Annotated in this window: 26 protein-coding genes, 3 tRNA genes and 1 riboswitch; of the genes, 14 read left to right on the top strand and 15 right to left on the bottom strand. The window is 40.7% G+C overall.

From position 1 onward, the window contains the following. Positions 1-157 precede the first annotated feature (157 nt). Positions 158-595: a pentapeptide repeat-containing protein gene (locus tag KSO91_RS10365; protein ID WP_238742924.1), complete on the top strand. Its 438-nt coding sequence runs from the start codon at positions 158-160 to the stop codon at positions 593-595. Positions 596-705: 110 nt separating this feature from the next. Here the strand turns inward: KSO91_RS10365 and KSO91_RS10360 are convergent, their stop codons facing one another. Next, positions 706-882 carry a DUF6435 family protein gene (locus KSO91_RS10360; RefSeq protein ID WP_238742921.1) on the bottom strand — a complete coding sequence of 59 codons (177 nt, stop codon included), beginning with the start codon at positions 880-882 and terminating at the stop codon, positions 706-708. Positions 883-1,295: 413 nt separating this feature from the next. Here KSO91_RS10360 and KSO91_RS10355 point away from each other — a divergent pair, with 413 nt between their 5' ends. From KSO91_RS10355 to KSO91_RS10315, 9 genes are all read left to right on the top strand, one after another. Continuing rightward, entirely contained in the window at positions 1,296-1,781 is a 486-nt protein-coding gene (locus KSO91_RS10355) for a P-loop NTPase family protein (RefSeq protein WP_238742919.1), read from the top strand. 246 nt (positions 1,782-2,027) lie between these two features. Next, the gene (locus KSO91_RS10350; protein ID WP_238742918.1) at positions 2,028-2,684 is read left to right on the top strand and encodes a discoidin domain-containing protein; all 657 of its coding nucleotides are present in this window, start codon (positions 2,028-2,030) and stop codon (positions 2,682-2,684) included. A gap of 268 nt (positions 2,685-2,952) precedes the next feature. Then, entirely contained in the window at positions 2,953-3,162 is a 210-nt protein-coding gene (locus KSO91_RS10345; protein ID WP_238742916.1) for a hypothetical protein, read from the top strand. A 212-nt stretch (positions 3,163-3,374) separates the two neighbouring features. After that, a complete protein-coding gene (locus tag KSO91_RS10340) occupies positions 3,375-3,818 on the top strand; it encodes a hypothetical protein (protein WP_238742915.1) in 444 nt (147 codons plus the stop codon). 21 nt (positions 3,819-3,839) lie between these two features. Then, a complete protein-coding gene (locus tag KSO91_RS10335; protein ID WP_238742914.1) occupies positions 3,840-4,319 on the top strand; it encodes a GNAT family N-acetyltransferase in 480 nt (159 codons plus the stop codon). A 98-nt stretch (positions 4,320-4,417) separates the two neighbouring features. After that, positions 4,418-4,651: a hypothetical protein gene (locus KSO91_RS10330; RefSeq protein ID WP_238742913.1), complete on the top strand. Its 234-nt coding sequence runs from the start codon at positions 4,418-4,420 to the stop codon at positions 4,649-4,651. 200 nt (positions 4,652-4,851) lie between these two features. Then, positions 4,852-5,250, top strand: coding sequence for a phosphate-starvation-inducible protein PsiE (locus KSO91_RS10325; protein WP_238742911.1), 399 nt, complete (start codon positions 4,852-4,854; stop codon positions 5,248-5,250). Between the two features lie 196 nt (positions 5,251-5,446). Then, positions 5,447-5,929: a 2TM domain-containing protein gene (locus KSO91_RS10320; protein ID WP_238742909.1), complete on the top strand. Its 483-nt coding sequence runs from the start codon at positions 5,447-5,449 to the stop codon at positions 5,927-5,929. A gap of 247 nt (positions 5,930-6,176) precedes the next feature. Beyond that, positions 6,177-6,344 (top strand): DUF1499 domain-containing protein, encoded by a 168-nt coding sequence (locus KSO91_RS10315; RefSeq protein ID WP_338049761.1) that lies wholly within the window; start codon positions 6,177-6,179, stop codon positions 6,342-6,344. 137 nt (positions 6,345-6,481) lie between these two features. On the opposite strand, the gene KSO91_RS10310 is transcribed toward KSO91_RS10315, so the two are convergent. The 12 genes from KSO91_RS10310 to rsgA form a co-directional block, all read right to left on the bottom strand. Beyond that, on the bottom strand, positions 6,482-7,741 hold the full coding sequence (locus KSO91_RS10310) for a cyclic di-GMP phosphodiesterase (RefSeq protein WP_238742905.1): 1,260 nt from the start codon (positions 7,739-7,741) through the stop codon (positions 6,482-6,484). A 104-nt stretch (positions 7,742-7,845) separates the two neighbouring features. Next, positions 7,846-8,871, bottom strand: coding sequence for an energy transducer TonB (locus KSO91_RS10305; protein ID WP_238742903.1), 1,026 nt, complete (start codon positions 8,869-8,871; stop codon positions 7,846-7,848). A 98-nt stretch (positions 8,872-8,969) separates the two neighbouring features. Next, positions 8,970-9,380, bottom strand: coding sequence for an ExbD/TolR family protein (locus KSO91_RS10300; RefSeq protein ID WP_238742901.1), 411 nt, complete (start codon positions 9,378-9,380; stop codon positions 8,970-8,972). After that, complete coding sequence (locus tag KSO91_RS10295; RefSeq protein ID WP_238742900.1) at positions 9,377-10,207, bottom strand: MotA/TolQ/ExbB proton channel family protein; 831 nt, start codon at positions 10,205-10,207, stop codon at positions 9,377-9,379. Before KSO91_RS10295 ends, KSO91_RS10300 begins: the two co-directional genes overlap by 4 nt. 108 nt (positions 10,208-10,315) lie before the next feature. Further along, positions 10,316-11,152 carry an ABC transporter ATP-binding protein gene (locus KSO91_RS10290; protein WP_238742899.1) on the bottom strand — a complete coding sequence of 279 codons (837 nt, stop codon included), beginning with the start codon at positions 11,150-11,152 and terminating at the stop codon, positions 10,316-10,318. Positions 11,153-11,165: 13 nt separating this feature from the next. Then, positions 11,166-12,203 (bottom strand): FecCD family ABC transporter permease, encoded by a 1,038-nt coding sequence (locus KSO91_RS10285; RefSeq protein WP_238742897.1) that lies wholly within the window; start codon positions 12,201-12,203, stop codon positions 11,166-11,168. Further along, positions 12,193-13,200: an ABC transporter substrate-binding protein gene (locus KSO91_RS10280; protein WP_238742895.1), complete on the bottom strand. Its 1,008-nt coding sequence runs from the start codon at positions 13,198-13,200 to the stop codon at positions 12,193-12,195. The genes KSO91_RS10285 and KSO91_RS10280 overlap by 11 nt, the downstream gene beginning before the upstream one ends. A gap of 24 nt (positions 13,201-13,224) precedes the next feature. After that, the gene (locus KSO91_RS10275) at positions 13,225-15,090 is read right to left on the bottom strand and encodes a TonB-dependent receptor plug domain-containing protein (RefSeq protein ID WP_238742894.1); all 1,866 of its coding nucleotides are present in this window, start codon (positions 15,088-15,090) and stop codon (positions 13,225-13,227) included. A gap of 227 nt (positions 15,091-15,317) precedes the next feature. Next, positions 15,318-15,483: riboswitch (cobalamin riboswitch) on the bottom strand. A gap of 83 nt (positions 15,484-15,566) precedes the next feature. Next, the gene (locus KSO91_RS10270) at positions 15,567-16,631 is read right to left on the bottom strand and encodes a potassium channel family protein (protein WP_238742892.1); all 1,065 of its coding nucleotides are present in this window, start codon (positions 16,629-16,631) and stop codon (positions 15,567-15,569) included. Positions 16,632-16,645: 14 nt separating this feature from the next. Next, a complete protein-coding gene (gene ilvA, locus KSO91_RS10265) occupies positions 16,646-18,184 on the bottom strand; it encodes a threonine ammonia-lyase, biosynthetic (RefSeq protein ID WP_238742891.1) in 1,539 nt (512 codons plus the stop codon). Between the two features lie 15 nt (positions 18,185-18,199). Next, on the bottom strand, positions 18,200-19,057 hold the full coding sequence (gene asd / locus KSO91_RS10260) for an archaetidylserine decarboxylase (protein WP_238742889.1): 858 nt from the start codon (positions 19,055-19,057) through the stop codon (positions 18,200-18,202). A 79-nt stretch (positions 19,058-19,136) separates the two neighbouring features. Continuing rightward, positions 19,137-20,177 carry a small ribosomal subunit biogenesis GTPase RsgA gene (gene rsgA / locus KSO91_RS10255; protein WP_238742888.1) on the bottom strand — a complete coding sequence of 347 codons (1,041 nt, stop codon included), beginning with the start codon at positions 20,175-20,177 and terminating at the stop codon, positions 19,137-19,139. Positions 20,178-20,276: 99 nt separating this feature from the next. Between rsgA and orn the strand changes: the two genes are divergently transcribed. The 4 genes from orn to KSO91_RS10235 all read left to right on the top strand — a co-directional run bounded on the left by orn (position 20,277) and on the right by KSO91_RS10235 (position 21,466). After that, positions 20,277-20,816 carry an oligoribonuclease gene (orn, locus tag KSO91_RS10250; RefSeq protein ID WP_238742887.1) on the top strand — a complete coding sequence of 180 codons (540 nt, stop codon included), beginning with the start codon at positions 20,277-20,279 and terminating at the stop codon, positions 20,814-20,816. 267 nt (positions 20,817-21,083) lie between these two features. Continuing rightward, positions 21,084-21,159, top strand: a tRNA-Gly gene (locus KSO91_RS10245). A gap of 39 nt (positions 21,160-21,198) precedes the next feature. Beyond that, positions 21,199-21,274 (top strand) — tRNA-Gly (locus tag KSO91_RS10240). A 116-nt stretch (positions 21,275-21,390) separates the two neighbouring features. Continuing rightward, positions 21,391-21,466, top strand: a tRNA-Gly gene (locus tag KSO91_RS10235). Positions 21,467-21,762: 296 nt separating this feature from the next. On the opposite strand, the gene KSO91_RS10230 is transcribed toward KSO91_RS10235, so the two are convergent. Both KSO91_RS10230 and KSO91_RS10225 read right to left on the bottom strand, forming a co-directional pair. Continuing rightward, positions 21,763-22,362 (bottom strand): histidine phosphatase family protein, encoded by a 600-nt coding sequence (locus KSO91_RS10230; protein WP_238742886.1) that lies wholly within the window; start codon positions 22,360-22,362, stop codon positions 21,763-21,765. After that, positions 22,355-22,558 carry a bifunctional adenosylcobinamide kinase/adenosylcobinamide-phosphate guanylyltransferase gene (locus KSO91_RS10225; RefSeq protein ID WP_275113968.1) on the bottom strand — a complete coding sequence of 68 codons (204 nt, stop codon included), beginning with the start codon at positions 22,556-22,558 and terminating at the stop codon, positions 22,355-22,357. The genes KSO91_RS10230 and KSO91_RS10225 overlap by 8 nt, the downstream gene beginning before the upstream one ends. Between the last annotated feature and the right edge of the window lie 105 nt (positions 22,559-22,663).

Genomic DNA, 22,663 nt, shown 5'->3' with positions numbered 1-22,663 from the left:
AAGCCAACCCAGAAAATTACCTGCCATGGAATTATCTAGAAAATAGTGAGTAACGGCTGACTTGCTTTCCAAAAAAGACTGAATTGGGCTAACCGCCCAAGTCAAACTATGCAGCCGTAAGCTCACTGTCATTATTGCTAGTACTCGAGCCCTATTCATGAGGCTTAGGCAACTTGAACGTCAGAATGAAATTGTTAATGTATTACGCTTTCTTTCCGAGGTAGATCCGGAAATATTAAAAGGGGATGTTTTCGAACAAGATCCGCAATCAGATGCGTATTTTGTTGATTTGAGTGGTATTCAACTTTCAGGCATTTCAATAGATATTATAGAGGCTGAAGGTTTAAGGTTATCGGGAGCAACGTTTGACAATTCAACGTTCCATCATTTTTCTTGTACACGTTGCGGATTTTCAGGGGGAACCTTTAAAAATGTAGATTTTACTCAAGTAAGCCTTGTAGGCAGTGACTTTACAGGGGCTAATTTTTTGGGTAGTAATATTGACGAGGTTGATCTTGATGGGGCTATATTTGACGCTGCAATTTGGTCTGACGGACGAAAATGCAGTGAACAGTCGAGGGGCGCATGTAAATAAAGACCCCACCATCATCTGAACTTAACGCGTTGGTGTTTTTCATTTTTTGCTTGTGATTTAAAAAAACGTTAACCGGAAATCTACAGTGAGTATAACTTTATGTGTATTTTTCAAATGCTTAATTCTTCTAGGGCTTCAATCTTAATCCTTATGTCCTCAGCCTCGCTAGTCATCATGGAGTAAGATCTTATGTCCCCATTTCGCTGTGCATGCATAGCTTTTTCTAACTTCTGAAAATAAAGCTTGTTGAGTTTTTTAATTGGATCTTTCTTAAAGAATGAGAACATATTGGATACCATTTAGTTTAATCTTGGTATGTTATACGTACGTCAATCAATTATGGTTCAAACATTTAGCTTTAAAAATACAACTGAGGTTAATCAGTTTGATGCGTTTATTTATTTTTAGACAGCTAAATAACCTCAATTCTGGATAAGCTAAACGATACAGTACCGTTATTTACGCGTATTTCTGCGTTAAATCATCTGCCAATAACCAGTTATTGCTGCGATGATTCGCCTTGAACTACGCAAAACTAACAGCACTGTATAATATGTTTTTTAACTTGTTGATATTTAATCTGATTTCGCTTCCATTATCCAGAACTGAGGTTAAATAATGCATTCGTACTGATCTGTGTGTGAGCCGTCTGCTTAGATATTGTCCTACCACGATTGTGTACCAATGAGCGGAGTAAAAAATGAGAAAAGTTATCATATTTGGCAATTCAGGCTCTGGAAAATCTACCTATGCTAAGAAGCTCCAATCTGATGGGTTAGCACTCCTAAGCTTAGACACAATTGCTTGGGATATAAATCCTGAGCCCGTAAGAAAGCCTATCAATGAATCAGAGAACCTTTTGTTAAATTTTATTAATGGTAAGATTTCTTGGGTAATTGAAGGTTGTTACTCCGATATACTCGCAATCGCCGCTGAACATGCGACCGAAGCGATATTTATGAACCTCGATGTTAAGTTGTGCATACAAAATGCAAAAAGAAGACCTTGGGAGCCGCATAAATACGAATCAAAAGAGGCCCAAGATGACAACCTTGAAATGCTCATAAATTGGATTAGCCAATACCCTTCAAGAGCAGATACTTTTTCAAAATTAGCACATGAAAAACTGTATGTTAATTTTAAAGGTAAAAAGCAGATGTTCACTAGCAATGTGGCCAATACATAAGTTATCAACTGGACTAAAAACCATGGGCCATTAAAGGTGCGTTCGTGGTTTTTAGCTTGTTAATATGGGCATTGGCGGTGTCATTGGTTTTTATCACCATCATCGGGAAATTTATGTGTCGGATGTTTTTACAACTCAATTTCGAGTTTTAAAAAAATAACATACAAAACAGCAGGGTAGGTGGTTGGCATATATTTTGCACTTGTTAATGAGGTTGATAATCTTTATCATTATATGGAGGCTTATATGAAATTTATAAACGTGTTCATTGGTTTTTTGCTACTTTCCTTAGGTTCTATTGCCCAAGCTGGCGTTATTTTGTCCGCAAACTCAGTTATTGATAATCCAATGGGGGAGTTAATTTGTTGCTCATCAACCGGGGTTGATGAAATGCTCAGTCAGTCAGGATTAAGCAGTAACTACACAAGCGGTGTAACTGATTTCGACACATTCACCACTTCGGGTGTCACTCACAGCGGCGGGGATGGTACGAGCTGGTTAAGTGCTAGCGGTGTTTATTCTGGTTATGTCACTTTTGATCTCGGGGCTGACTATAATGTTGAAAACTTCGCGATGTGGAACGGCGCTTCGGGTATTACTGCTAGCGTAAATGGCTTCAGTCTAACAACCTCACTTTTTAGCGATTTTAGTGTATCAACATTCGTTGGGAGTTTTTCCGGTCAGCAAGCTAACTATGGGGCGACTGTATATGATATTGCTGACACAGCAGCCAGATATGTTAAATTCGATATTGCTGGTAACTTTGGGAATGGTTGTTGTGTCGCTATTGGCGATGTTGCCTTTGATGTGAATCCTGTTGCATCGGTACCGGAGCCACTTAGTATCGCGCTTTTAGGGCTAGGATTAGCTGGTATGGGCTTTGCAAGGAAAAAAAGAAGTTAGAAGAAAAATCACATATGTAAACTAAAAACCTCGATATATATCGGGGTTTTTTATGCCTAGCAATAGCAACACTGAAGGTTTTCTTCTTGTCACTATTTTTGAAAAAGATATCCAAGAAGAGGGTCCATGATAAACGCACATATTACTCCCTCTGCATGACTTACTCTTAATTCCAGCGCTCAATTCAACCCGTCAGCGAGCAAAAATAGAATCTTCAGTTTGTGACCGCAATAAAAACTAACTCAGTGTTTAAATCCAATGCAGCAGGATGGACAAAAAAGCACTGGGAAATGCCTTCAGCAAGTTAATTAGTGCGCTAGAAAATAGTGTGTTATTTTTGTTTTCTATTCAGGCTCATGTTCACCCTGATTGTTTAACTTATGTGATGGGGTTGGCAAATCAACTAATGGCGTTGAAGTTAACGATTTTAGATTTTATTTTTGAAGCGTGTGGCTTCGTTGATAAATGTATGATTTAAATCAACATACCCAGTTTCAAGTTAAAACAATATTAAACGTTGCATTTTATTCATACTGAGGGTTTGCAAGTCATTAAAATATGAAAGTTAATGCAATACCTAAAACAGATAATAATGCTGTGGATTGCGCTGTCGCACTTTAGATGGGTATTTTTAATTTATTTTACGTATATTAGGTCGACAATAGAAAATCATTAAGTAATGGAGTAATAATGAATTATTTTGTAAAAGTTGCCGCTTTATCAATTGGAATTTTGTCCGCTGCCCCCGTTATCGCAAGTACACCAACAGACCAGCTAGGGACTTGTTTAGTCGATACGTTAAACGGTAAAGAAAGAAAAAATCTTGCCAAATGGATTTTTTTTGCTATTGGTTCTCACCCAGAAATGAAAATATTTATGAATGCAACCTCTAAAAACATTCAAGAGAGTGATCAATATGTAGGAAAGCTCGTCACTAAGATTTTAACAGTCGATTGTCCAGAAGAGTTATATGCAGCTAATAAATCTGATCCGTTAGCGATACAAAAAGCTTTTGAATTAGTTGGTCAAGTGGCTATGCAAGAATTAATGAATAACCAAAAGACGATAAAAGCGATAACAAATTACTCGATATATGCAGATCAGGAAAAAATAAACGCGATACTGAGCAAGTAAAAGTGGCCAAAAGGAATATAAATGGTAGTTCTAAGGGATATGAGGTCAGCAGAGTATTCAGCATACTGTGAATACTTTATTGATGATTACAGTAAAGAGATTTCTGAAAATTATGGACACGCGATGGATGTAGCCATCGATTTGGCTGAAAAAGAGTTGAATCGTAGCTTTCCCAATGGCCTTGAAAGTGGTGATCATGATTTGTTGTGTATTGAAGCGGAAATAAACCATGAGCTGATCGTTGTTGGGTATTTATGGCATTCCAAAAATAGTAGCGAGCACTCTACGTTTATATATGATTTCTATGTGGCAAATGACTACCGCGGTAATGGATTTGGAAAACAGGCTATAAGTGAACTTGAAGCACAAGTGCTGGTGGATGGCATAACACAGATAAAGCTAAGGGTGGCTTACCATAACAAACGCGCATTTAAGCTTTATCAAGAGACAGGTTTTATCATTACAGGTTACAACATGTCGAAAAAGATAAGCGCGGCATAGGTATAGCATAAAAACCGTGAGCCATTTTTCAGCGCTCAATTTTAGCCTTTAATTTTTAGATAGTTATTAAGTCGTTAACATTCAGAATAGGAAGTTCAATGTCAGCTCAAACAGAAAGATGTTTTTGTAAATCTTGTGGCGTAGAGACTTGCCACATTGTAGTATTGGTGCGAAAACCAAGTGCCTTTAGTGGTTCGAAGAATCGTAAACGTAAAGAATTTATTACGGGTTTTATTAAAAGTTTCTTTTTTGGCCCTTTTCTCACGGCAATGGATGACTTTTCTAGGCATCTTATTTGTGAAATTTGCGGGACGAAAATAATTGAAGAGTAGTGGTGTCTTACCTCCGCTATTTGTTAATAGATCTTCCGAAGAACTCAATGGATATTGAATGCATACACGTTAATTTAGCGGATTAAAAATCGCGGGCTATTTCTTCGGAGCCCAATGTCAGCTCATAATTTTTGTGCTCGTTATTAAGGCCTAATTATCAGAGTTATCCACAATTAGAGTTTGAAATTAGGAATATATTTATGAGTAAATTAAAGGAGTCAGGATATAAAACGTTAGTCTTTATTGAAGAAATTGGATTAATCGTTATTGCTTTTTCTACTGTCATCGCAATGGGTTTTGAAGTTAAGTCAATGATTAACGCCATGACAGTGACACTCTCTGATCTTTTGTTACTTTTTATATATCTCGAAGTATTTGCAATGGCTGGGATATACCTTAAGTCTGGGAAGCTGCCGGTTCGGATGCCACTTTACATTTCAATAGTCGCAATAGCGCGCTATATGATCCTTGATATGAAAAACTTAGATACATTGAGAATACTCGGCCTTGCTGGTGCCGTACTTATTCTTGCTATTGCTATTCTTTCAATCCGATATGGCCATATTAAGTTTCCCTATGATAGTGAAGAAGATAGCTAACAAGAGACAACTAAGCATAAAACGTGGGCTATTTTCACGGCTTTCTCCTTTATTGTTCAATTTCAAGTCTATTATTCAACATTATGTGTTGGCGTAACTTGTTGATTTTTATGTTTTGTCATCACTTTGTCTGGTTAAAGTCGTTATTTTAAGACTATTAATATGACACATTACCCATACATCAAAGGAGGTTGTCATGGAATTACGAATGAAGAGGTTGGCAAAGGCTTGGTCACAAGAGCAGTTAGCTGAGATGAGCGGTTTAAATGTCCGAACAATACAGCGAATTGAACGTGGCCAAAAAGCGAGTCTTGAATCGTTGAAATCTTTAGCAGCAGTATTTGATGTTCATATTAATGAACTAAGAGGTGAGGCAAAGGAAATGAACGATACTGAAAGTAAATTAGACAAAAGCAATGCCCATGAATTAGCGGTAGTTGAATATGTTAGAGACCTAAAAGGTTTTTACTCACATTTAATGAACTACGTAGTGGTCATATCATTGTTATTTATAATAAACTTTATTACTTATTCCGGTTATATTTGGGCGTGGTGGCCGGCTTTAGGTTGGGGGCTTGGCGTATTAAACCATGCCATACATGTATTTGAAGTATTTAATTGGTTTACTGCTGGTTGGGAAAAAAGACAAATTGAAAAACGATTGGGCCACAAACTATAGTGGTTTAAACACCTAATAAGGGGAAATAAGTTTGTCTGCTTTGATCCAAATTCAGTGAAAAATAGACTCAGCTTGTTCCTCCTCAAATATGCGCATTTTAATTGCTCTATTTGCTTTTATATTTTGACAGGATGCTCTGGAGCTATGCCTAAATTGGTCAGCTAATGCCATTTCCTAAAATGCCAAACTGTGTAAGTAGTCAACCGCTGATAAAACACTCTTTATATAGCCGCTCCACTTCGTCGGGATTCCTCAATATGAACAAGACAGACAGCTGCAAATATTAGAAGCCTTGAAGCGAACAAAAATCACAGAAACTCAAGAAAATTATATTCGTGCTGAGTTTACATCTCAAATATTTCGATTTGTCGATGACGTTGAATTCTATTTTACAGTAACAGAGACAGAAAAATAATAGTACATTTCAGATCCGCCTCACGCATCGGACATTAAGACCTTGCTGTTAAGCGAAAGTGTATGGAATAGATTAGAGATAGATTCAAAGCATATTGATAACTTAGGTTCAGACAAAAGAAGTGTAGGATTAACTGCTTATCTTTCTTCCGCATGTTCAAAGTAATAGTTTACGCGTACTCGTGGGTTTAAATATTCTTGAATATTTTCGGGTAGTTTCCACGGTAATATGACTTTCTCTATTTTCAAGTTTAGTTTGCTCAATGAAATAATAGGGGCGTTATTTTTAGGAATCGCGGGATCATAGATGAGTACATTCGGCTGCAGGATATTATCCTTACTGACGCTCATTACCAGTGCTAGTTTTTGATTGCAGAGTTGCACGATAGATCCCGGTGGATAAATTCCTAACTCTTTAATTAATAAGCCCAATACTTTTGTATTGAGCTGTTCTTTTCTGTTCTTATAGAGAAACGACAAGGCATGGGAAGGAGTTCGAGCGGGATGTTTATCACTCGGATTACAGAGGGTGTCATATTCATCGGCAATAGTGACTATTTGCGTTAATAAGCTGATTTGTTGGTCACTTAAGCCTTGTGGATAGCCACTGCCATCAAGGTGCTCATGATGCTGAGCGATAATTTCAGATGCCGGTGCGGGGAAATCAGCAATATGGCTGATTTTATCCAATCCATAACGGACATGTAGTTTTAGATAGTTTTTTTCAGCCTGAGTAATATTGGGATTGTTATACAGAATTTGCGTTGGGATTTTACTGATCCCCATATCGTGAAATAGCGCGCCTAAACCTAGGTAAATAAGCTCTTGCTGTGAAAGTGCTAATGCCTTGCCGAGTAACATAGATAATATAGCCACATGGAATACATGGCTGTGGTATTTGTCGCCCTCTTTGCCTTCTTCCATTAAGTGTAGAATGGGGTTTTTACGGTGGTTTAATTTATTGGTGATATCAGTAATTAACTCTTTGGCATCTTCTAATGCTGATGAGGCTTGCTTTTCTAATTTCAAATTAATGGAACGAACAATGGTTAGGGACTGCTTAAAATCATTTTCACATTTTTTAAGGTTACGGATATAAACTTGTTGTTCTTCAATACGCTGTTCTTTCTCTATCCATAAGGTATTCAAATAATCACTTTTCTGTTCCTCCTTATTTTCTGTTTCCGCTTTTTCGGTGTTGGCAGGCAGTGGAAGTCCGTCACTTTTATCCGGATAAAATAACACATGCTTAAATTGTAATGACTGCAGAACCTTGACTTGTTCCTGCTCTTGTATTTTAAAGCTGCCGAAAAGAAACGGATGTTCACTCCATGAGCAGGGTAGTTTGATATATAAACCTGTTGTAAGTCTGTCGGTTGAAAGTTTTATTCTGCTCATCTGTGCTACCAATTTAAATACTGAGTTTAAGGTTCATTAATGTTGTGACTGGGATTATTGACGCAATCGATTTTGCTCACTGCGTAAGAAACGGATATAGATCATTATTTCAGTTCAAAACGGAATGAAAAAATCTGCTCTGTGGTGATTTTCTCTTCCCCTTGATGGGCCGGCATAAAGAGTTCTTGGGCAATAAAATCAAGTACAGCATCGTCTAGTACAGGATGTCCACTGGAGGTTAAAATCTCGGGGTTTTTCGCTTTTCCTCTAGTAGATACAGTGAGTTTGATGACGACGCGTCCCTGTTCATTGCGTAATATTGCCCGTTTGGGATAGATAGGTTTATTACCGGATACGACAATCGCTTCTTGTAATACACCGCGTTCTTGCACACTAGCCACCTTTTCTTGAGGTTGTTTTTTAAAAACCTGTTTAGCTTTTTCTTGCTTCTGTGTGAGTTCATTGCTGACAGCGGGTTCTGTTGCGTTACTAGGGGAAGGGGTAGAAGACACCATCGTCCGCACTTTTTTCGCATTAACTGTTTGTGCTGTTGGCTTTTCTTTTGTGGCTGTTTTTTCTGGGGCAGGTGGTGCAGGTAAATCTAAGTGAAAATGTTTTTCAAATAATTCTGCTTTTAGCATGGCATCACTTATTTCCACTGTATTTACAGTGGCTTTCTGCTTAGCATTCTTGGCGGTGGCGATTTCGCTCTTTGCTTTTTCTTCTTCAATGAGCATTTGGTTTTTTGCTGCAGTATCAACAGTTGTTATCTCAGTTGCATTTTTCAGCGCTGCTGGATCTGCCGTTGTTGTACTCTTTTCATCTGCCACTTCGCTGCTTTCTGGTGCCAGTATTGTTTCTTCTCGGTTGGCTTTTTTTGCCACTTCGCTGCTTTCTGGTGCCGATATTGTTTCTGCTTGGTTGGCTTCGTTTGCCACTTCGCTGCTTTCTAGCGTCGATGCTGTTTCTTTTTCGCTCTTTTCTTGTTGCTCGTCAGGGCTGCTGATGTTGCTTTCTGAAAGCGCTGCATTTGTTTTTTCAATATTACTTTCTGCTGCGGCGACATTCTCTTCTGTGACGTTGGTTATCTGCAGCTGTAGCGTTTGCTGTCCGGAATTTAACGGAAGCATAATCGACGATTGCTTATGATGGTAAAAAAATAACCCGTAAAGTAGCAGCGTGATTATAAAGAAAGGAAGGTAGTGAGCAATTTGTTTTATCAAAATAGTTATCTCGCTTGGTCTTTTTCAGTGGCAAAAGTGACCTGCTCGAATCCACCTAAACGCAGTTTGTCGAGCAGGGTTAAGGCGACACCTAAATTTGCTTGTCGATCACCTCTAATCAATATTGGCAAGCTATTTTGTTGCTCTAAAAGCTGCACTTGTCCGAGCACATCTTGTAGGCTGCTTGTTTCTTCATTGACAAAAATTTGGCTATGCGCATCAATATTAATCGTTAACATCGTTTTTGTTTGTGTCATGCTGTCCACCGCTTGCGGTAGCTCAACCTTAATACTGCTTTGCACTGTCATTTTTAACATCACAAAAATAAAGAAAATAAGCAGTAAGAAGATCACGTCAATCAGCGGCAATAGCTCAACGCGAGCAGCTTGTTGAAAACGTGATTTATGTAATTTCATTGAACTTTCTCTACTGCAGTCTGCGATTTCATCTCTTTTTCTTCAGGTCGTTCTTTTTTATCAATGGCATTGGCATACATTTCAGTGAGCGATTGTTGGGTCGCTTTAGGCAGACTGTGCAGCACGTTATGACGGTCAATAATTTCACTCTGATTTGTGATCAGACTTTTTTGATGGCAGATATGATAAAATTCACTGCCAACACACTCCAGATGTAGAGTCAGTTTTTGGATAAAAGAACGGAATAGATTGTAAGGAAGTAGAGCCAGCAGCGCGACAGAAAGCCCCATAGCAGTGGAGATAAGAGCCTGTGCAATTCCACCGACCACGGCCGTTGGATTTTCTACCCCTTGCAGACTTAAAATATTAAAGGAATCGATAATTCCTAGCACGGTGCCTAGGATGCCCAGCATCGGCGCAAGGGTGATAACGGTATCTAATAATGATTGGCCGCGCGACATGCTGCTTATCTGTCTTTCTGCGTAGGATTCCATTATTTCATTGGGTGGAAATGGCAGTGCCTTAATGCCATGTGCGAGCATATTTAGAACCGGCGTATTAAGTCTTTGGCAAAACTGTAAGGCTACTTTTTGTTGTTCCTGATTCAATGCTTTAAAACAATTGCGCAGTGGAACAGATTCGCGAGTAAAGTAGTAATTTATCCACACTGAAAGGCGCTCTAAGGTCACCAAGGTAGTTAAAAAAGATGCTAGTAGCAATAACCACATCACCACCCCGCCTTGCTGAAACCATTGTGGCATAGTCTGTTGGATCTCTTGAAAAATAGAGCTGCTTGCAAGCGTATTAAGTGCGCTGTCCGGTACCATTATTCTGTTATTCCTATTATTAATAGAGGGGTTAATTTAATTACTCGTGCAGCGTTTTTTGAAAAAGATATATTAACGCTTAACGAGTTGCTGAGCAAAGCCGATTGGCTAATAAGCGTGCTTTTTTGTGCTGCGTATGTCGCAATTGTTATGTTTAATGGGCTTGATATTAGCTAAGCTAATTTCCCCTTTTATATTGATAATATCAGCACTAATGGAAAAGCAGCGGGCGAGATTCTCTGCCGTTAGCACCTCTTCGGGTAGGCCATCGGCAATCACTGTTTTTGCCAAGCCGTTTGCCGTTGGTCCAAGTAAAATAAGTCGGTCACAATAACTGGCTGCTAAATTAAGATCGTGAAGCGCAGTCACCGCTAGTTTCCCCGACTGAGTCAACGATTGTATTAATTGCAGGGTTTCGATCTGATGGCAGATATCTAAGCTGGCGATGGGCTCATCAAGTAAAATAGCGGCTGCTTGCTGAGCAAGCGCGCGGGCGATAATGACACGCTGTTTTTCGCCACCGGAGAGGGTAGTGACCAGCCTATCTTTTAGTTGCATGATATCTGTCTCGTGCATGGCCTGCTGGATAATCTTTTTGTCTGCGGTTGTTTCTAGTTCAAAAGGGCCTAAATAGGGATTTCTGCCCATCGCCACCAAAGCCTCGACGCTAAACGCGTAAGGCAGTTCAATTGACTGCGGCACAAAAGCTAACTGTTTGGCTATATCGCGCCGTTTTTGTGTATGAATATCAATCCCATTAAGGTAAACCGTACCGGCATGCTGTCTGAGTAGACCCAACAGCAACTGCAGCAGAGTACTTTTACCCGCGCCATTCGCGCCAATCAGACCAACAAACTCTCCCGGCTTAAAGTCTAAATTAATATCCGTTAATAAGAGGGTTTTATGGTAACTAAAGTCAATATTGCAACAGCTTAAAGGTGACATGTCGTGCGCTCCACTAACTTAAAATAAAACGTTGTTTGATTAAAAGAAATAAAAAGAAAGGCGCGCCTAATGCGGCAGTGACGACGCCCAATGGAATCGCTTGCTGGCTAAAAAAGTGGTTAACAAATAGATCTGCCCCAAGCAGTGTGATCGCTCCTGCCAATAGGCATGCGGGAAGCAGGTGGCGATGTGCCGGGCCTAATAGTAGGCGCATAATATGGGGCACAACCAAACCTATAAAGCCGATTCCACCGACAACAGAAATCGATGCGCCGACCATTGCCGAACTGATAATTAATAAATTACGGCGGGTTTTTCTGACATCAACACCAACTGATAGTGCATGTTGCTCTCCAAGCAGTAGTAGATCTAATTGCTTGCTATAAAAAAGCAGTAAAATATATCCGCTCACCACAATAGGTAAAATAATCAATACATGATCCCAAGTGCGACCATCGAGGCCACCCATCGTCCAATAGATAATCATGCGTGCCACATCCCAATTGCTCAGTGATAAAGCTAATAATAAGGAGGTAGCAGCAACATTCAGGGCGCTGATAGCGACACCGCAAAGCAGTAGGGTTGCAACATTGGTTTGCCCTCGGGTTGATGCCACACGGTAGACAATGCACAAAGAGGCACCCGCACCGATAAATGCAAACAGGGGAATTGCCCACGCGGAGATCAAGGACGCGCCGAAATAGATAGCGATCACCGCGCCCAGTGACGCACCTGAAGAAACCCCTAATACCGAGGGCGAAGCCAGCGGATTGCGAAACATTCCCTGCATCACTAGCCCACACAGCGCTAAACTCGCGCCTGCTAATAACGCAATTATTACGCGAGGCAAACGTACATTTAAAATGATACTACTTTGCCAGTCGGGCACGGCTTGATTGACGCTGTTAAGTAGGAGTTGTTTGAGGATCATGCCAATATGCATTAATGAAATGTCGGCTGGCCCGTGTAATACTCCGGCAATGGCCAAAGTTATAAATAGTCCTATTAATAGGGTAAACAATAGGGCAGTCGGGGGGAGCTTACTGAGCATAACTTCTCTCTTGGTAGCTGACTATTTCGGGATGCAGTAATTGGGCGATCGCCTCCACCCCTTTAATTCTGTATTGTGACACACTGCGTAACCAGACCCCCGGCACAGCATAAACACGCTGTTGTTTGACTGCGGGGACATTCGCCCAGGCTTTCTTGTTTTGCAATATATTACGCGGCGAATCCTGCCCCCTATCTTGATTAAATACCCACTGGTTCATGACGATCACATCGGGCTGGAGGGAGATGGCTAACTCTTCACTTATTTTCTGCTCGCCATCGGCGAGTACGCCTCTGGTGACGTTAATGCCGCCGGAAAGTCGAATAGCTTCATCCATTAAAGAGTGCCCGCCGACGCTATAGCCATTAAGATCGTAATACAACACTCGCGGCTTAGGCTGATCAACAACTTGTTTTTTGATAAAGTTGATACGCTGGGTCAGATTATTAATCATCATTTCACCTTCTTCTGTGGTATCTGTAATATTTGCCAGTAGGCGGATATTATTAAAAATATCATCAAAGGAATTAAATTCACTCAGGCGGACAATGGCAATACCGCTTCGCAGCAAGTAACGTACTGTTTCCGGGTTACTATAGGAAGCGACAAAGACTAAATCAGGTTGCAGAGCTAACAGCGATTCAATTTCGCCCTGTGTACGGCTAATGCGTTGATCATAAAAGCCGACGATATTAGAGAGGCTAGGATAATCGACATAACTACTGACGGCCACTAAGCGCTGCGGATCGATTAAACCCGATAAGATATGGTCGGTTGCGAGTGTTGCCGAAATAATACGAGTAGGAGGCTTGTGTAGTACAAACTTTATGCCGGTTTTATCAGTCAGTGTTTTCGGGAAACGTTGTCCCTCTACTTGTGTGCTAAAGTTGCCTAACCCGGGCTCAAAAAGGGTAAATAGAGTGCCTTTGTATAGCTGGATAAAGGCAATAAAAAACAATAAAAAGAGGATGAAAAAAGCTAATTTAAAATTATTCATTTCATCCTCAATGATGTGCTGATATTACTTAAAGCTAACGCCGATATAAGCTGTTAGTGGATCGCTGTTATAACCCGCAATATCTTCATAGTCTTTATCAAAGGCATTTTCAAGACGCCCAGAAATAGCGATATGTTGATGGATTTGATAAGTTGCACCAATATTGATGAGTGTATAATCATCAAGTGTTATATTACCCACATCTTGACGTTCACCAACATAGCGAACACCAATATTGGCACTCAATTTGTCAGTGTACTTGTAGTTAGAATTTAGGCTGGCAGCGTGTTTGGGGCGGCGCAACAGTTGCTTATTATCTGCACTCCCGTCATCCGTTTCCATGTAAGTGTAACCTGCGTTGATTCGCATCGCTTTAGCAACTAGCAGATTGGCTGTTAACTCTACTCCACGTGCAGTGGCTTTGTCTGTCAGGTTGGTATAGGTGCTATTTGGATAATCCCCTGACCAGCGATGCATATCGGTGTAGCGCGAGTGAAAGTAAGTGAAATCAACGTAGCCGTCAAGATCGGCCAAGTTATATTCAACGCCCGCATCCCATGTATTACTTTTTTCTGGTTTGAGATCTGGGTTACCTGCATATCCCCAACCGGTATTAGTGCCTGATAATTGCCCTAAATTAGGGTTTTTAACCCCGCTACCTTGACTCGCATGCAGACGAGTTCCGGCGCTTACCCAAGCTGAAATGTCGAGATGATGAGTGCTGGTATCGTCAAACTTATTATTAAAATCACGGCGAATAGCGGCATTAAAGAAAACTGTTTTTGCCCAATCGATGCCGTAGCCTAAAACAATACCCGATGCAGCTATTTCATCTTCTTCAGCCATTGCTAAGCTTTGGTACTTATCACTTTCATGCTCGGCAATAAATGAAAGTCGTTGTGTGTATTCATTCACTGTATTGAAATAATAATTACTTTGCAGGTCGGTTTTTATTTTCTGCCCTTGCGATTCACCGCTATTACTTGAAAAGTCTTCATTTTTTGAATCAGAAAAAGCGATCGACAGGCGGTTTCTCCATTGTTTATTTAACAGATCAAGATTGCTGTTTAATTTTGCCTGACGTTGGCGGCTTGTTGAATAATTATCACCGCCTGGCGAATAGGTATTATCATATTCTGCTTCTGCATCGCTGTAACGAAGTACGCCATCAATGGCGAATATATCATTGAATTGATGACCTACTTTTAAGTTGATATTTTGGTTTTTATAGCTGTCATCATCGGGATCCGTTGCCGTTGCGCTGATTCCGTTTGTTTTAAGACTACTGGCAGAGAGTGAGTAATGGCTGCCTCCCTTTGCGCCACTGAGGCTAATATTTTCTTTATGATAGTTATTTTCACCTATTTCGAGGCTCGCGGTTGGGGTAAATCCAGCGCTGCCTTTTTTAGTGACAATATTAATCACGCCGCCCATCGCATCACTGCCCCAAAGTGCACTTTGTGATCCTTTTAAAATTTCTATTCGTTCAACATCATCGGCCATTAAATGGGCGAAATCGTAATCACCATCAAGGTTCGCTAAATTATTTACTTCAACACCGTCAATAATGACTAATGTGTTTTTTGATTCTGCACCGCGAATAAATACCGATGTTTTTTTACCTATTCCGCCACTGTTGGCCACACTTATGCCGGGTACATCGCGTAAAACTTCAGCGACAGTGCGTGCTTGATTGTCTTTTAGATATTGTGCATTGAGTACGCTAATTGAGCTGCCGCTTTCAATACGTTTGCTTTCCACACGGTTTGCTGAAATGACAATATCATCTTCAGCGGTGTTCATTTCAACGGCGTTTACAGCCGCAAAACTTGACGTGCTAAAAAGAGTGCTAAATAGTATAGCGATTGGAGTGTAACGTAGGCGTTGCATGGTGCTTCCTTGTTATTTTAATTGCAAATAATAGAGAAGAAAGTCTGAATAGCTCGGTTTCATTGGCAGGCGGTGGCCTTTCATATCTGCTGAGCAACAAAGAGTTTCTTTGGCTCGCCACCATTACGAATTTCCAATCGCTCTAAAGATGCTTGGCAATGTGTGCCCAAACTATTTTAGGATGCAGGAGTCAGATATTTACGTTCTACTAAGCCGCCCGCTTAGTAGACAGTGACGCTCTTTATGCTGGTATCTGACTGACGTAGTCATTGATTGATTACGCTTACAGTTGCGGGGGCAGTGCATGCTAGCTTCACCTTTAAATTGGTGACTTATGCTTCCCATTTAATCGTCACTTTTATAAAGTGAAGAACATAAAGAGAGGCGATTATAGATAAATGCTAATAACTGTCAACAAGTGACTGACCACTAAAACGCCAACGAGTGATGCGAAGACAACCTTATCAGTGGCTATTTTAACAAAAACTCTGCCAGTTTATCTCATTAGTATCAACCCGTTCGTTCGCAATGTAGTGTAAAAAATCACCGCTTTTCACCTCGCTGCTGGGATCTGGGTTTAGGGTCATATCATCGCCATTTTTAAAATGACTGAGGGCAATTAAAATCATGCCGTGATTCTTTTTTAACATATTGAAGAGCAGGTCGAAATTGACCGTGCTATCAAGTTTGGGTGTTTGTAGACAATAAAGAGTCGCACCATTAAGTGTGGACAGCAGATGCGCAGTAACTTGGCTAGAGCCGGGATCTTGCATGCTGCGGACCATCATTTGTGCGCCACTATCAATGCTGCATTCAATCTGCGGACAATGAATTTTTAATAACTCCGCTTTACTCTTATCAACAAAATGCGCCGAGATATTGGCATCTATATTGGCATAGGTGGCAATGCTGAGTGCGATGGACAAGGTTTCATCATCGGATTTCCCATCAATAATTATGCGCCTTGCACTGCTTAATGCTATCCGTTTAAGCTCCTCTTTATCAGAAAATGTCCGTAAACGCACAAAAGAAACCTCATCATTACCTGGAAAGGGGTTTTTCATGTCATCGGTAACACAAAGCAATATCTGCCGTTTTTGGCGTTTTTTATCACCCAATATCAACGCGATGATCTGCTCGGTGGAGTAAGGATCCCAGCAGAGTAGTAAAATATGGTCTTCTAGGTGATAAAAATCATTCTCGCCATTCATATTCGATCTCGCTATATTGATAAATAGTTGGGTTATTTTACCGATAAAGGTGGCAAAAATTATCAGTCCGGAGGGAATCTGGAAAATAGAAACAATCATTTTTCCAAGCGGGGTGATTGGACTGAAATCGCCAAAACCGACGGTTGAGACTACCACCATATTGTAATAAATGAATTGTAATGGATTGTCGGTTAATGCGCTTTCGTCAGCCATAATAAGTAACAGATAGGTGGCAATTGTCTGTGCAATGACTAAAAAGAACATAGTGGGCCAGGTTAATTGTTGCGTTAGCCTACGTAGTTTTTTTTTGAGTTTTTGTGAAAAGAGCATCGCCGAGTCAATCCTTAGCTGTTATTTTGCTGCGATAAAAAGTAACGATAGGCTTGGTTATCTGTTTCATCTTTATAATTGTAACCTAACGCATTTAAATGGTCGCTAAAAGTGCTGCTATTGTGATCATCCAATTCAAAGCCGGCAAGCACTTGACCATAGGCTGCACCATGATTGCGGTAATGGAAAAGGGTGATATTGGCGTGAGTACCAAGCATATTTAAAAACTTAAGCAGAGCATTGGGATGTTCAGGAAATTCAAAGCTATATAAACGTTCTTTTAAATCACTAATGGGTGCGCCGCCGACCATATAACGGACATGTAATTTAGCCATTTCATCATGGCTTAAATCGGCAACAGAATAACCGGAGTCAGATAGCTTGCTGATAAATGTGCTCAGTTCATCGTGTCCTTGCGGCGTTCTGATACCAACAAAAATATTGGCTTCTTTACGCGAATTAAAGCGGTAATTAAATTCGGTAATAGCACGGCCGTCAAGTTCACTACAAAAGGCTAAAAACGCGCCCTGTTTTTCAGGAATGGTAACCGCAAGAATACTCTCTTTCTGCTCGCCTAATTCGCAACGCTCAGAAACATAACGTAACCCATGGAAATTGACATTGGCACCACTTAAAATAGCAGCAAGGCATTGATCTTTTAACTTATGCTGCTGACTATATTTTTTTAAACCCGCCAATGAGAGCGCACCTGCCGGTTCGGCAATGGCGCGTGTATCTTCAAATATATCTTTAACGGCAGCACAAATTTCATCACTGCTGACAGTGATCACCTCGTCAATATATTGCTGGCATAAGCGGAATGTTTCTCTACCAATAGTCTTAACTGCCACACCATCGGCAAATAGGCCTACTTTGCTGAGTGTTATTGGACCGCCGTGATCCAGTGCCACTTTTAAACACGCTGCATCTTCAGGCTCAACGGCAATGACTTTAATATGAGGCAAAAGTTGTTTGATATAAACGGCAATGCCAGCTGCCAGACCGCCGCCACCGACAGGTACAAAAATCTTATCCAGATGCACATTTTGCTGCAATAGCTCTTTGGCAATAGTACCTTGACCGGCAATCACATCGGGATCATCAAAGGGGTGAATTAAGGTGTAATTATGTAATTTGCACAGTGCTTTACAATGGTCACTGGCAGCATCAAAACCTTCACCAAATAAAACCACTGTTGCCCCCAGCGCACGCACGGAATTAACCTTAATCTCTGGGGTGGTATAAGGCATCACTATGGTTGCTTTAATACCCATTTGTTTTGCTGAAAGCGCTACGCCTTGGGCATGGTTACCTGCAGAAGCGGCTATTACCCCGCATTTTTTTTGTGACCCAGTTAAATTGGCCAATTTATTATATGCACCGCGCAATTTAAAAGAGTGCACAGGCTGAAGATCTTCACGTTTTAATAATATCTGATTATTTAAACGCGTAGATAGCTTATTAAGCGGTTGTAACGGCGTCTCAATGGCTGCTTCATAAACGGGCGCGAGTAATATTTTTTTTAAGTATTGTGCTGCCGATAATTGGGTCATTCGTCTATAAACTTCCTATTTAGTCTCAATGGTTGCAAACAGTTCACCTAAACGAGTGACTGAGCCTGCCTGTAAAGCCTCGCTGAAATTAACACTGTTTTTTGGAAATAGTGCAACGATCGTGCTGCCTAGTTTAAAGCGGCCCATTTCAGCCCCTTTTTCAAGGATGATTTGTTGATCCTTATAATCCCAATAACGGATCTCTTTATTCTTGCTGGGTGCAATGCTACCACCCCATACAGTTTCAATGCTAGCGACGATGGTCGCCCCGACTAAGACCATCGCCATCGGCCCGATTGCGGTGGAAAAGATAGCCACCGCACGTTCATTGCGCGCAAATAGATTGGGTACATTTTCAGCGGTTAATGGATTCACGGAAAAAAGATCTCCCGGGATAAATATCATCTGTTCTAGTCTGCCGGTAATCGGCATGTGAATGCGGTGATAATCTTTGGGCGCGAGGTAAATTGTCGCAAATAAACCTTCGTCAAAAGGCGCTGCAATATCATCTCGACCACCTAATAATTCGCGTAAGCTAAAGTCATGCTCTTTTGCCTGAAAGATACGTCCCTGCTTAATTGTGCCTAGCTGGCTTAGTGCGCCATCAACAGGCATAGAAAGATTCTCATCTCCAGCTACTAGGGGACGTATACCGTCACGCAATTCACGGGTAAAGAAGTCATTAAATGTTTTGAAATGGTGCGCATCTGAATACTTCGCTTCACTCATATCGATTTTAAATTTAACGATAAATTGTTGAATTAAAAAAGTGGTTAATTTACCTGCTTTCGCGTTGGCTAAGTGACCGACTAGACGCGAGACAAGCTTTTTCGGTAAAAGGTACTGGCCAATAATTTTAAGCTGATCAATCATAATCTTCTCTTTTTCAATAAAGTTAAGTGGGGGGATGCAAATGCCCCATTGTTAATGGTTAATGGTTAATGGTTAATGGTTAATGGGTATTAGGATCTCGGTGACGTGCATTTTTTGCATCATCCATCGTTTCTAGAATACGTAGAAAGCTATGATAGCGGGCCCTATCTATCTTACCCGTTGCAACAGCTTCAGCGAGGGCACATCCGGGATCTATTTTGTGCTTACAGTCGCGAAAACGGCATTCGCCTAAAAATGGACGGAACTCTATAAAGCCTGTGGCGATACGATCTGCAGCTAGATGCCATAATGAAAATTCACGGATACCTGGGCTATCGATTAGATCGCCTCCCTCGGGGAAATGATATAAGCGAGCAGTGGTCGTGGTATGTTTACCAAGTCCAGATGCTTCCGATATTTCACCGGTTACCGCTTCCACTTCAGGTAAAAGCATATTTAATAAAGACGTTTTACCAACACCCGACTGGCCCACAAAAATATTAATTTTATCTTTCATTACATATTTTAAAGCGCTTAATCCGTCACCATGCATAGAGCTATATAAAACTTGGTAACCGATATCGCGGTAACTTTGTAACTCTTTATCTATTATTACTGCCGATTGCTTATCCAATAGATCACTTTTATTTAAAACAATAATAGGGGTGATGCCAATATCTTCACAAGCAACTAAATAACGGTCAATAATATTGCGCGAAAAATCAGGTGCAATTGAGCTGACAATAATAATATGATCAATATTAGCCGCAATAGGTTTAATACCATCGTAATAGTCGGGACGAGTTAACACTGTACTGCGTGGGTGAACGGCTTCTACAACGCCGCTAATACCGTGATAAGCTTCATTACCTGCACGCCATACAACGCGATCACCTGTTACCAGTGATTTAATACCGCGACGCAAATTACAACGTTCGATATTGCCCTTTTCGTCTTCTATATCAGCATGTTGCCCAAAACGGCTAATTACGACACCTTGAAGTTGAGGACCAAGTTCAGATTCTTCCCATTGTTTTTCGTCTTTTTTGTGCAAACGTTTAGTCTGATTACTTTGAACGCGGCGAACTTGATTCTTACTGAGTCGGTTTTTCTTGGCCACAGTTTCCCTTAGCTATCACATATTGTATTAATCCCGTATCATACTATATTTTTTAGATAAATTATTTAAAGAGGTTTCTCTTATTGAGAAAAGAATCGTATGAATAAAAATAACCTTGTATGGATTGATTTGGAGATGACCGGCTTAAATCCAGATACTGATAAAATTATCGAAATTGCCACTATTATCACAGACAGTGATTTAAATATTCTTGCTGAAGGGCCGCAATTGGTCATTCATCAGAGCAAAAATACGATGGATGAGATGGATGAGTGGTGTACTGAGCATCATGGGGAATCAGGCTTAACGGCGCGCGTGATTGCCAGTGAAGTGAGTTGCGCGGAGGCCGAACAGGCAACACTTGCATTTATAAAAGAATGGGTTCCAGCGGGTGTTTCTCCACTATGTGGTAATAGCATCGGACAAGATCGTCGTTTTATGGTGCGCGGCATGGCCGAATTGGAAGCTTTTTTTCATTACCGAAATATCGATGTGAGTTCGATCAAAGAGCTCGGCATGCGTTGGGCACCGGAAATGGTTAAGGCGCACCAAAAATCTGGGACGCACTTAGCGCTACATGATATTCGTGAATCAATCTCTGAATTACAACATTACCAGAAGCACTTTTTCAAATTTTAATAATTTATTTTTGTGTAAATTAAAAAAACTGTTCAAAAACTCAGCAAGCAAGCTTTCTCATATCGACTTCTGACAAAAAAAGCTTGCATTCAGTTACTCCCTATCTATAATGCGCAACTCATAAGGAACGGGCATACCAACATGCTAATAGGTTTTTTATGATAAATAAGATGTGATGCGGTACTAGTTAGGTGCGTTGAGTTCAACATTGACAAGCATGACTGGAGTTGCGAGTTTACTCGTGAATACTAATTCAAAGAGTGTGATGCGGTACTAGCTCAGTTGGTAGAGCACGACCTTGCCAAGGTCGGGGTCATGAGTTCGAGTCTCATGTACCGCTCCAACTTCTCTCTGAGGAGTTTTATCTTATTAAAAATGTGATGCGGTACTAGCTCAGTTGGTAGAGCACGACCTTGCCAAGGTCGGGGTCATGAGTTCGAGTCTCATGTACCGCTCCAAATTTGCAGTGTTAGGTGTTCAACATATTGAGCACGACCTTGACCATCATAGTCGGGGTCATGAGATTTCTTTAGTCTCATGTACCGCTCCAAAGCTTTAGATTATTAAAAATGTTGCGGTACTAGCTCAGTTGGTAGAGCACGACCTTGCCAAGGTCGGGGTCATGAGTTCGAGTCTCATGTACCGCTCCAAATTTTCAGTGTTAGGTGTTCAACATATTGAGCACGACCTTGACCATAATAGCCGGGGTCATGATGTGTTTTTAGCCTCCTGTACCGCTGCAATTTTATACCCAGCTCAACCTTCAAATTAAAATATCATCTATTTAAACTATTGAGCACGACCTTGACCATAATAGCTGGGGTCATGATGTGTTTTTAGTCTCCTGTAGCGCTGCCATTTTAACATTCAATTATGTTCCTCCTGCTTTAACGTTCAGATATTCAATATGATTTATGCACAATTGTTACTCTTTTCTTGTTAATGGTCATAATAGCAAGCTAATATGCTTGATGCTGCTTGTTTTATAGTCGCTAAAATAACAAATCTTCGTGGTGCTGCTATTGGCAATCTGTAATTGTTGATAAAGTTTTGGTTGCTGCCAGCTCAGTCCTAAACAGTCGGCAATAATTTGTCTAATCGTTCCGCCATGGCAAATTATTAATATGCGTTTATCTCCTGTTGTTGCTAATAAGTCTTTCCAGGCTGTTAATACGCGCAGATTAAAGTGCGCTAAGCTTTCTGCTTGCTGAAAATGAAAGGCACTAGGGGCCGACCAGAACTTCTCTAATATTGGCCACTCCTGCTGCAGTTCATCAAATGCGATACCGTCCATCACGCCAAAATCCATCTCTTGAAAAGCGGCTTCAATCATCACCGGTAATGCGCTTGTTTTGCCTAACTGTTTTGCTAACATCGCACAGCGCTCTAAGGGAGAGGTTATAATGAGATCAAACTGATCCACAATCTTTTTGAGTTCTGTCAATGTGTGGGCAAATGCCAACGGGCAGCAGGCAACATCGGTTTTGCCATATAAGGCCGCTTTACCGAGTACTTTAGGATGCCTTAAGAGTGTTATTTCAGCCATTTTTTGGATCCCTTGATTTTAAATCTAGTGGAATGCCCGCCGTAATCAGTGTTACACGATCGGCTATTTGCGCTACTTTTTGATTTAACCGCCCGCAATGATCTATAAATAATCGGCTAACAATACCCATCGGCATGATCCCTAGTCCCACCTCATTACTGACTAACGTTATATTAACCTGAATTCTGGATAACAGAATAAAAAATTGAACTAAATGCCCACCAAGCGATCAGATCTTTCGACCAAGAAACGATTTGAAAGCAAACAAGGTGGGCATATGAATAACTTAGTGGAATTATTT

It is taken from the genome of Psychromonas antarctica (assembly GCF_022267535.1).
Lineage (GTDB): Bacteria > Pseudomonadota > Gammaproteobacteria > Enterobacterales > Psychromonadaceae > Psychromonas > Psychromonas antarctica.
This window is presented reverse-complemented; position numbering and strand designations above follow the sequence as displayed.

What these genes read in the sequence shown, in the direction of transcription:
- KSO91_RS10350 (WP_238742918.1), top strand. Translation starts at nt 2,028, where the DNA reads ATGAAATTTATAAACGTGTTCATTGGTTTTTTGCTACTTTCCTTAGGT.
- KSO91_RS10335 (WP_238742914.1), top strand. Translation starts at nt 3,840, where the DNA reads ATGGTAGTTCTAAGGGATATGAGGTCAGCAGAGTATTCAGCATACTGT.
- asd (WP_238742889.1), bottom strand. Translation starts at nt 19,057, where the DNA reads ATGATTGATCAGCTTAAAATTATTGGCCAGTACCTTTTACCGAAAAAG.
- KSO91_RS10320 (WP_238742909.1), top strand. Translation starts at nt 5,447, where the DNA reads ATGGAATTACGAATGAAGAGGTTGGCAAAGGCTTGGTCACAAGAGCAG.
- KSO91_RS10340 (WP_238742915.1), top strand. Translation starts at nt 3,375, where the DNA reads ATGAATTATTTTGTAAAAGTTGCCGCTTTATCAATTGGAATTTTGTCC.
- KSO91_RS10345 (WP_238742916.1), top strand. Translation starts at nt 2,953, where the DNA reads ATGGACAAAAAAGCACTGGGAAATGCCTTCAGCAAGTTAATTAGTGCG.
- KSO91_RS10300 (WP_238742901.1), bottom strand. Translation starts at nt 9,380, where the DNA reads ATGAAATTACATAAATCACGTTTTCAACAAGCTGCTCGCGTTGAGCTA.
- KSO91_RS10305 (WP_238742903.1), bottom strand. Translation starts at nt 8,871, where the DNA reads ATGCTTCCGTTAAATTCCGGACAGCAAACGCTACAGCTGCAGATAACC.
- KSO91_RS10285 (WP_238742897.1), bottom strand. Translation starts at nt 12,203, where the DNA reads ATGCTCAGTAAGCTCCCCCCGACTGCCCTATTGTTTACCCTATTAATA.
- KSO91_RS10295 (WP_238742900.1), bottom strand. Translation starts at nt 10,207, where the DNA reads ATGGTACCGGACAGCGCACTTAATACGCTTGCAAGCAGCTCTATTTTT.
- KSO91_RS10360 (WP_238742921.1), bottom strand. Translation starts at nt 882, where the DNA reads ATGTTCTCATTCTTTAAGAAAGATCCAATTAAAAAACTCAACAAGCTT.
- ilvA (WP_238742891.1), bottom strand. Translation starts at nt 18,184, where the DNA reads ATGACCCAATTATCGGCAGCACAATACTTAAAAAAAATATTACTCGCG.
- KSO91_RS10330 (WP_238742913.1), top strand. Translation starts at nt 4,418, where the DNA reads ATGTCAGCTCAAACAGAAAGATGTTTTTGTAAATCTTGTGGCGTAGAG.
- KSO91_RS10280 (WP_238742895.1), bottom strand. Translation starts at nt 13,200, where the DNA reads ATGAATAATTTTAAATTAGCTTTTTTCATCCTCTTTTTATTGTTTTTT.
- KSO91_RS10355 (WP_238742919.1), top strand. Translation starts at nt 1,296, where the DNA reads ATGAGAAAAGTTATCATATTTGGCAATTCAGGCTCTGGAAAATCTACC.
- KSO91_RS10365 (WP_238742924.1), top strand. Translation starts at nt 158, where the DNA reads ATGAGGCTTAGGCAACTTGAACGTCAGAATGAAATTGTTAATGTATTA.
- KSO91_RS10310 (WP_238742905.1), bottom strand. Translation starts at nt 7,741, where the DNA reads ATGAGCAGAATAAAACTTTCAACCGACAGACTTACAACAGGTTTATAT.
- KSO91_RS10230 (WP_238742886.1), bottom strand. Translation starts at nt 22,362, where the DNA reads ATGGCTGAAATAACACTCTTAAGGCATCCTAAAGTACTCGGTAAAGCG.
- KSO91_RS10325 (WP_238742911.1), top strand. Translation starts at nt 4,852, where the DNA reads ATGAGTAAATTAAAGGAGTCAGGATATAAAACGTTAGTCTTTATTGAA.
- KSO91_RS10270 (WP_238742892.1), bottom strand. Translation starts at nt 16,631, where the DNA reads ATGCTCTTTTCACAAAAACTCAAAAAAAAACTACGTAGGCTAACGCAA.
- KSO91_RS10290 (WP_238742899.1), bottom strand. Translation starts at nt 11,152, where the DNA reads ATGTCACCTTTAAGCTGTTGCAATATTGACTTTAGTTACCATAAAACC.
- orn (WP_238742887.1), top strand. Translation starts at nt 20,277, where the DNA reads ATGAATAAAAATAACCTTGTATGGATTGATTTGGAGATGACCGGCTTA.
- KSO91_RS10275 (WP_238742894.1), bottom strand. Translation starts at nt 15,090, where the DNA reads ATGCAACGCCTACGTTACACTCCAATCGCTATACTATTTAGCACTCTT.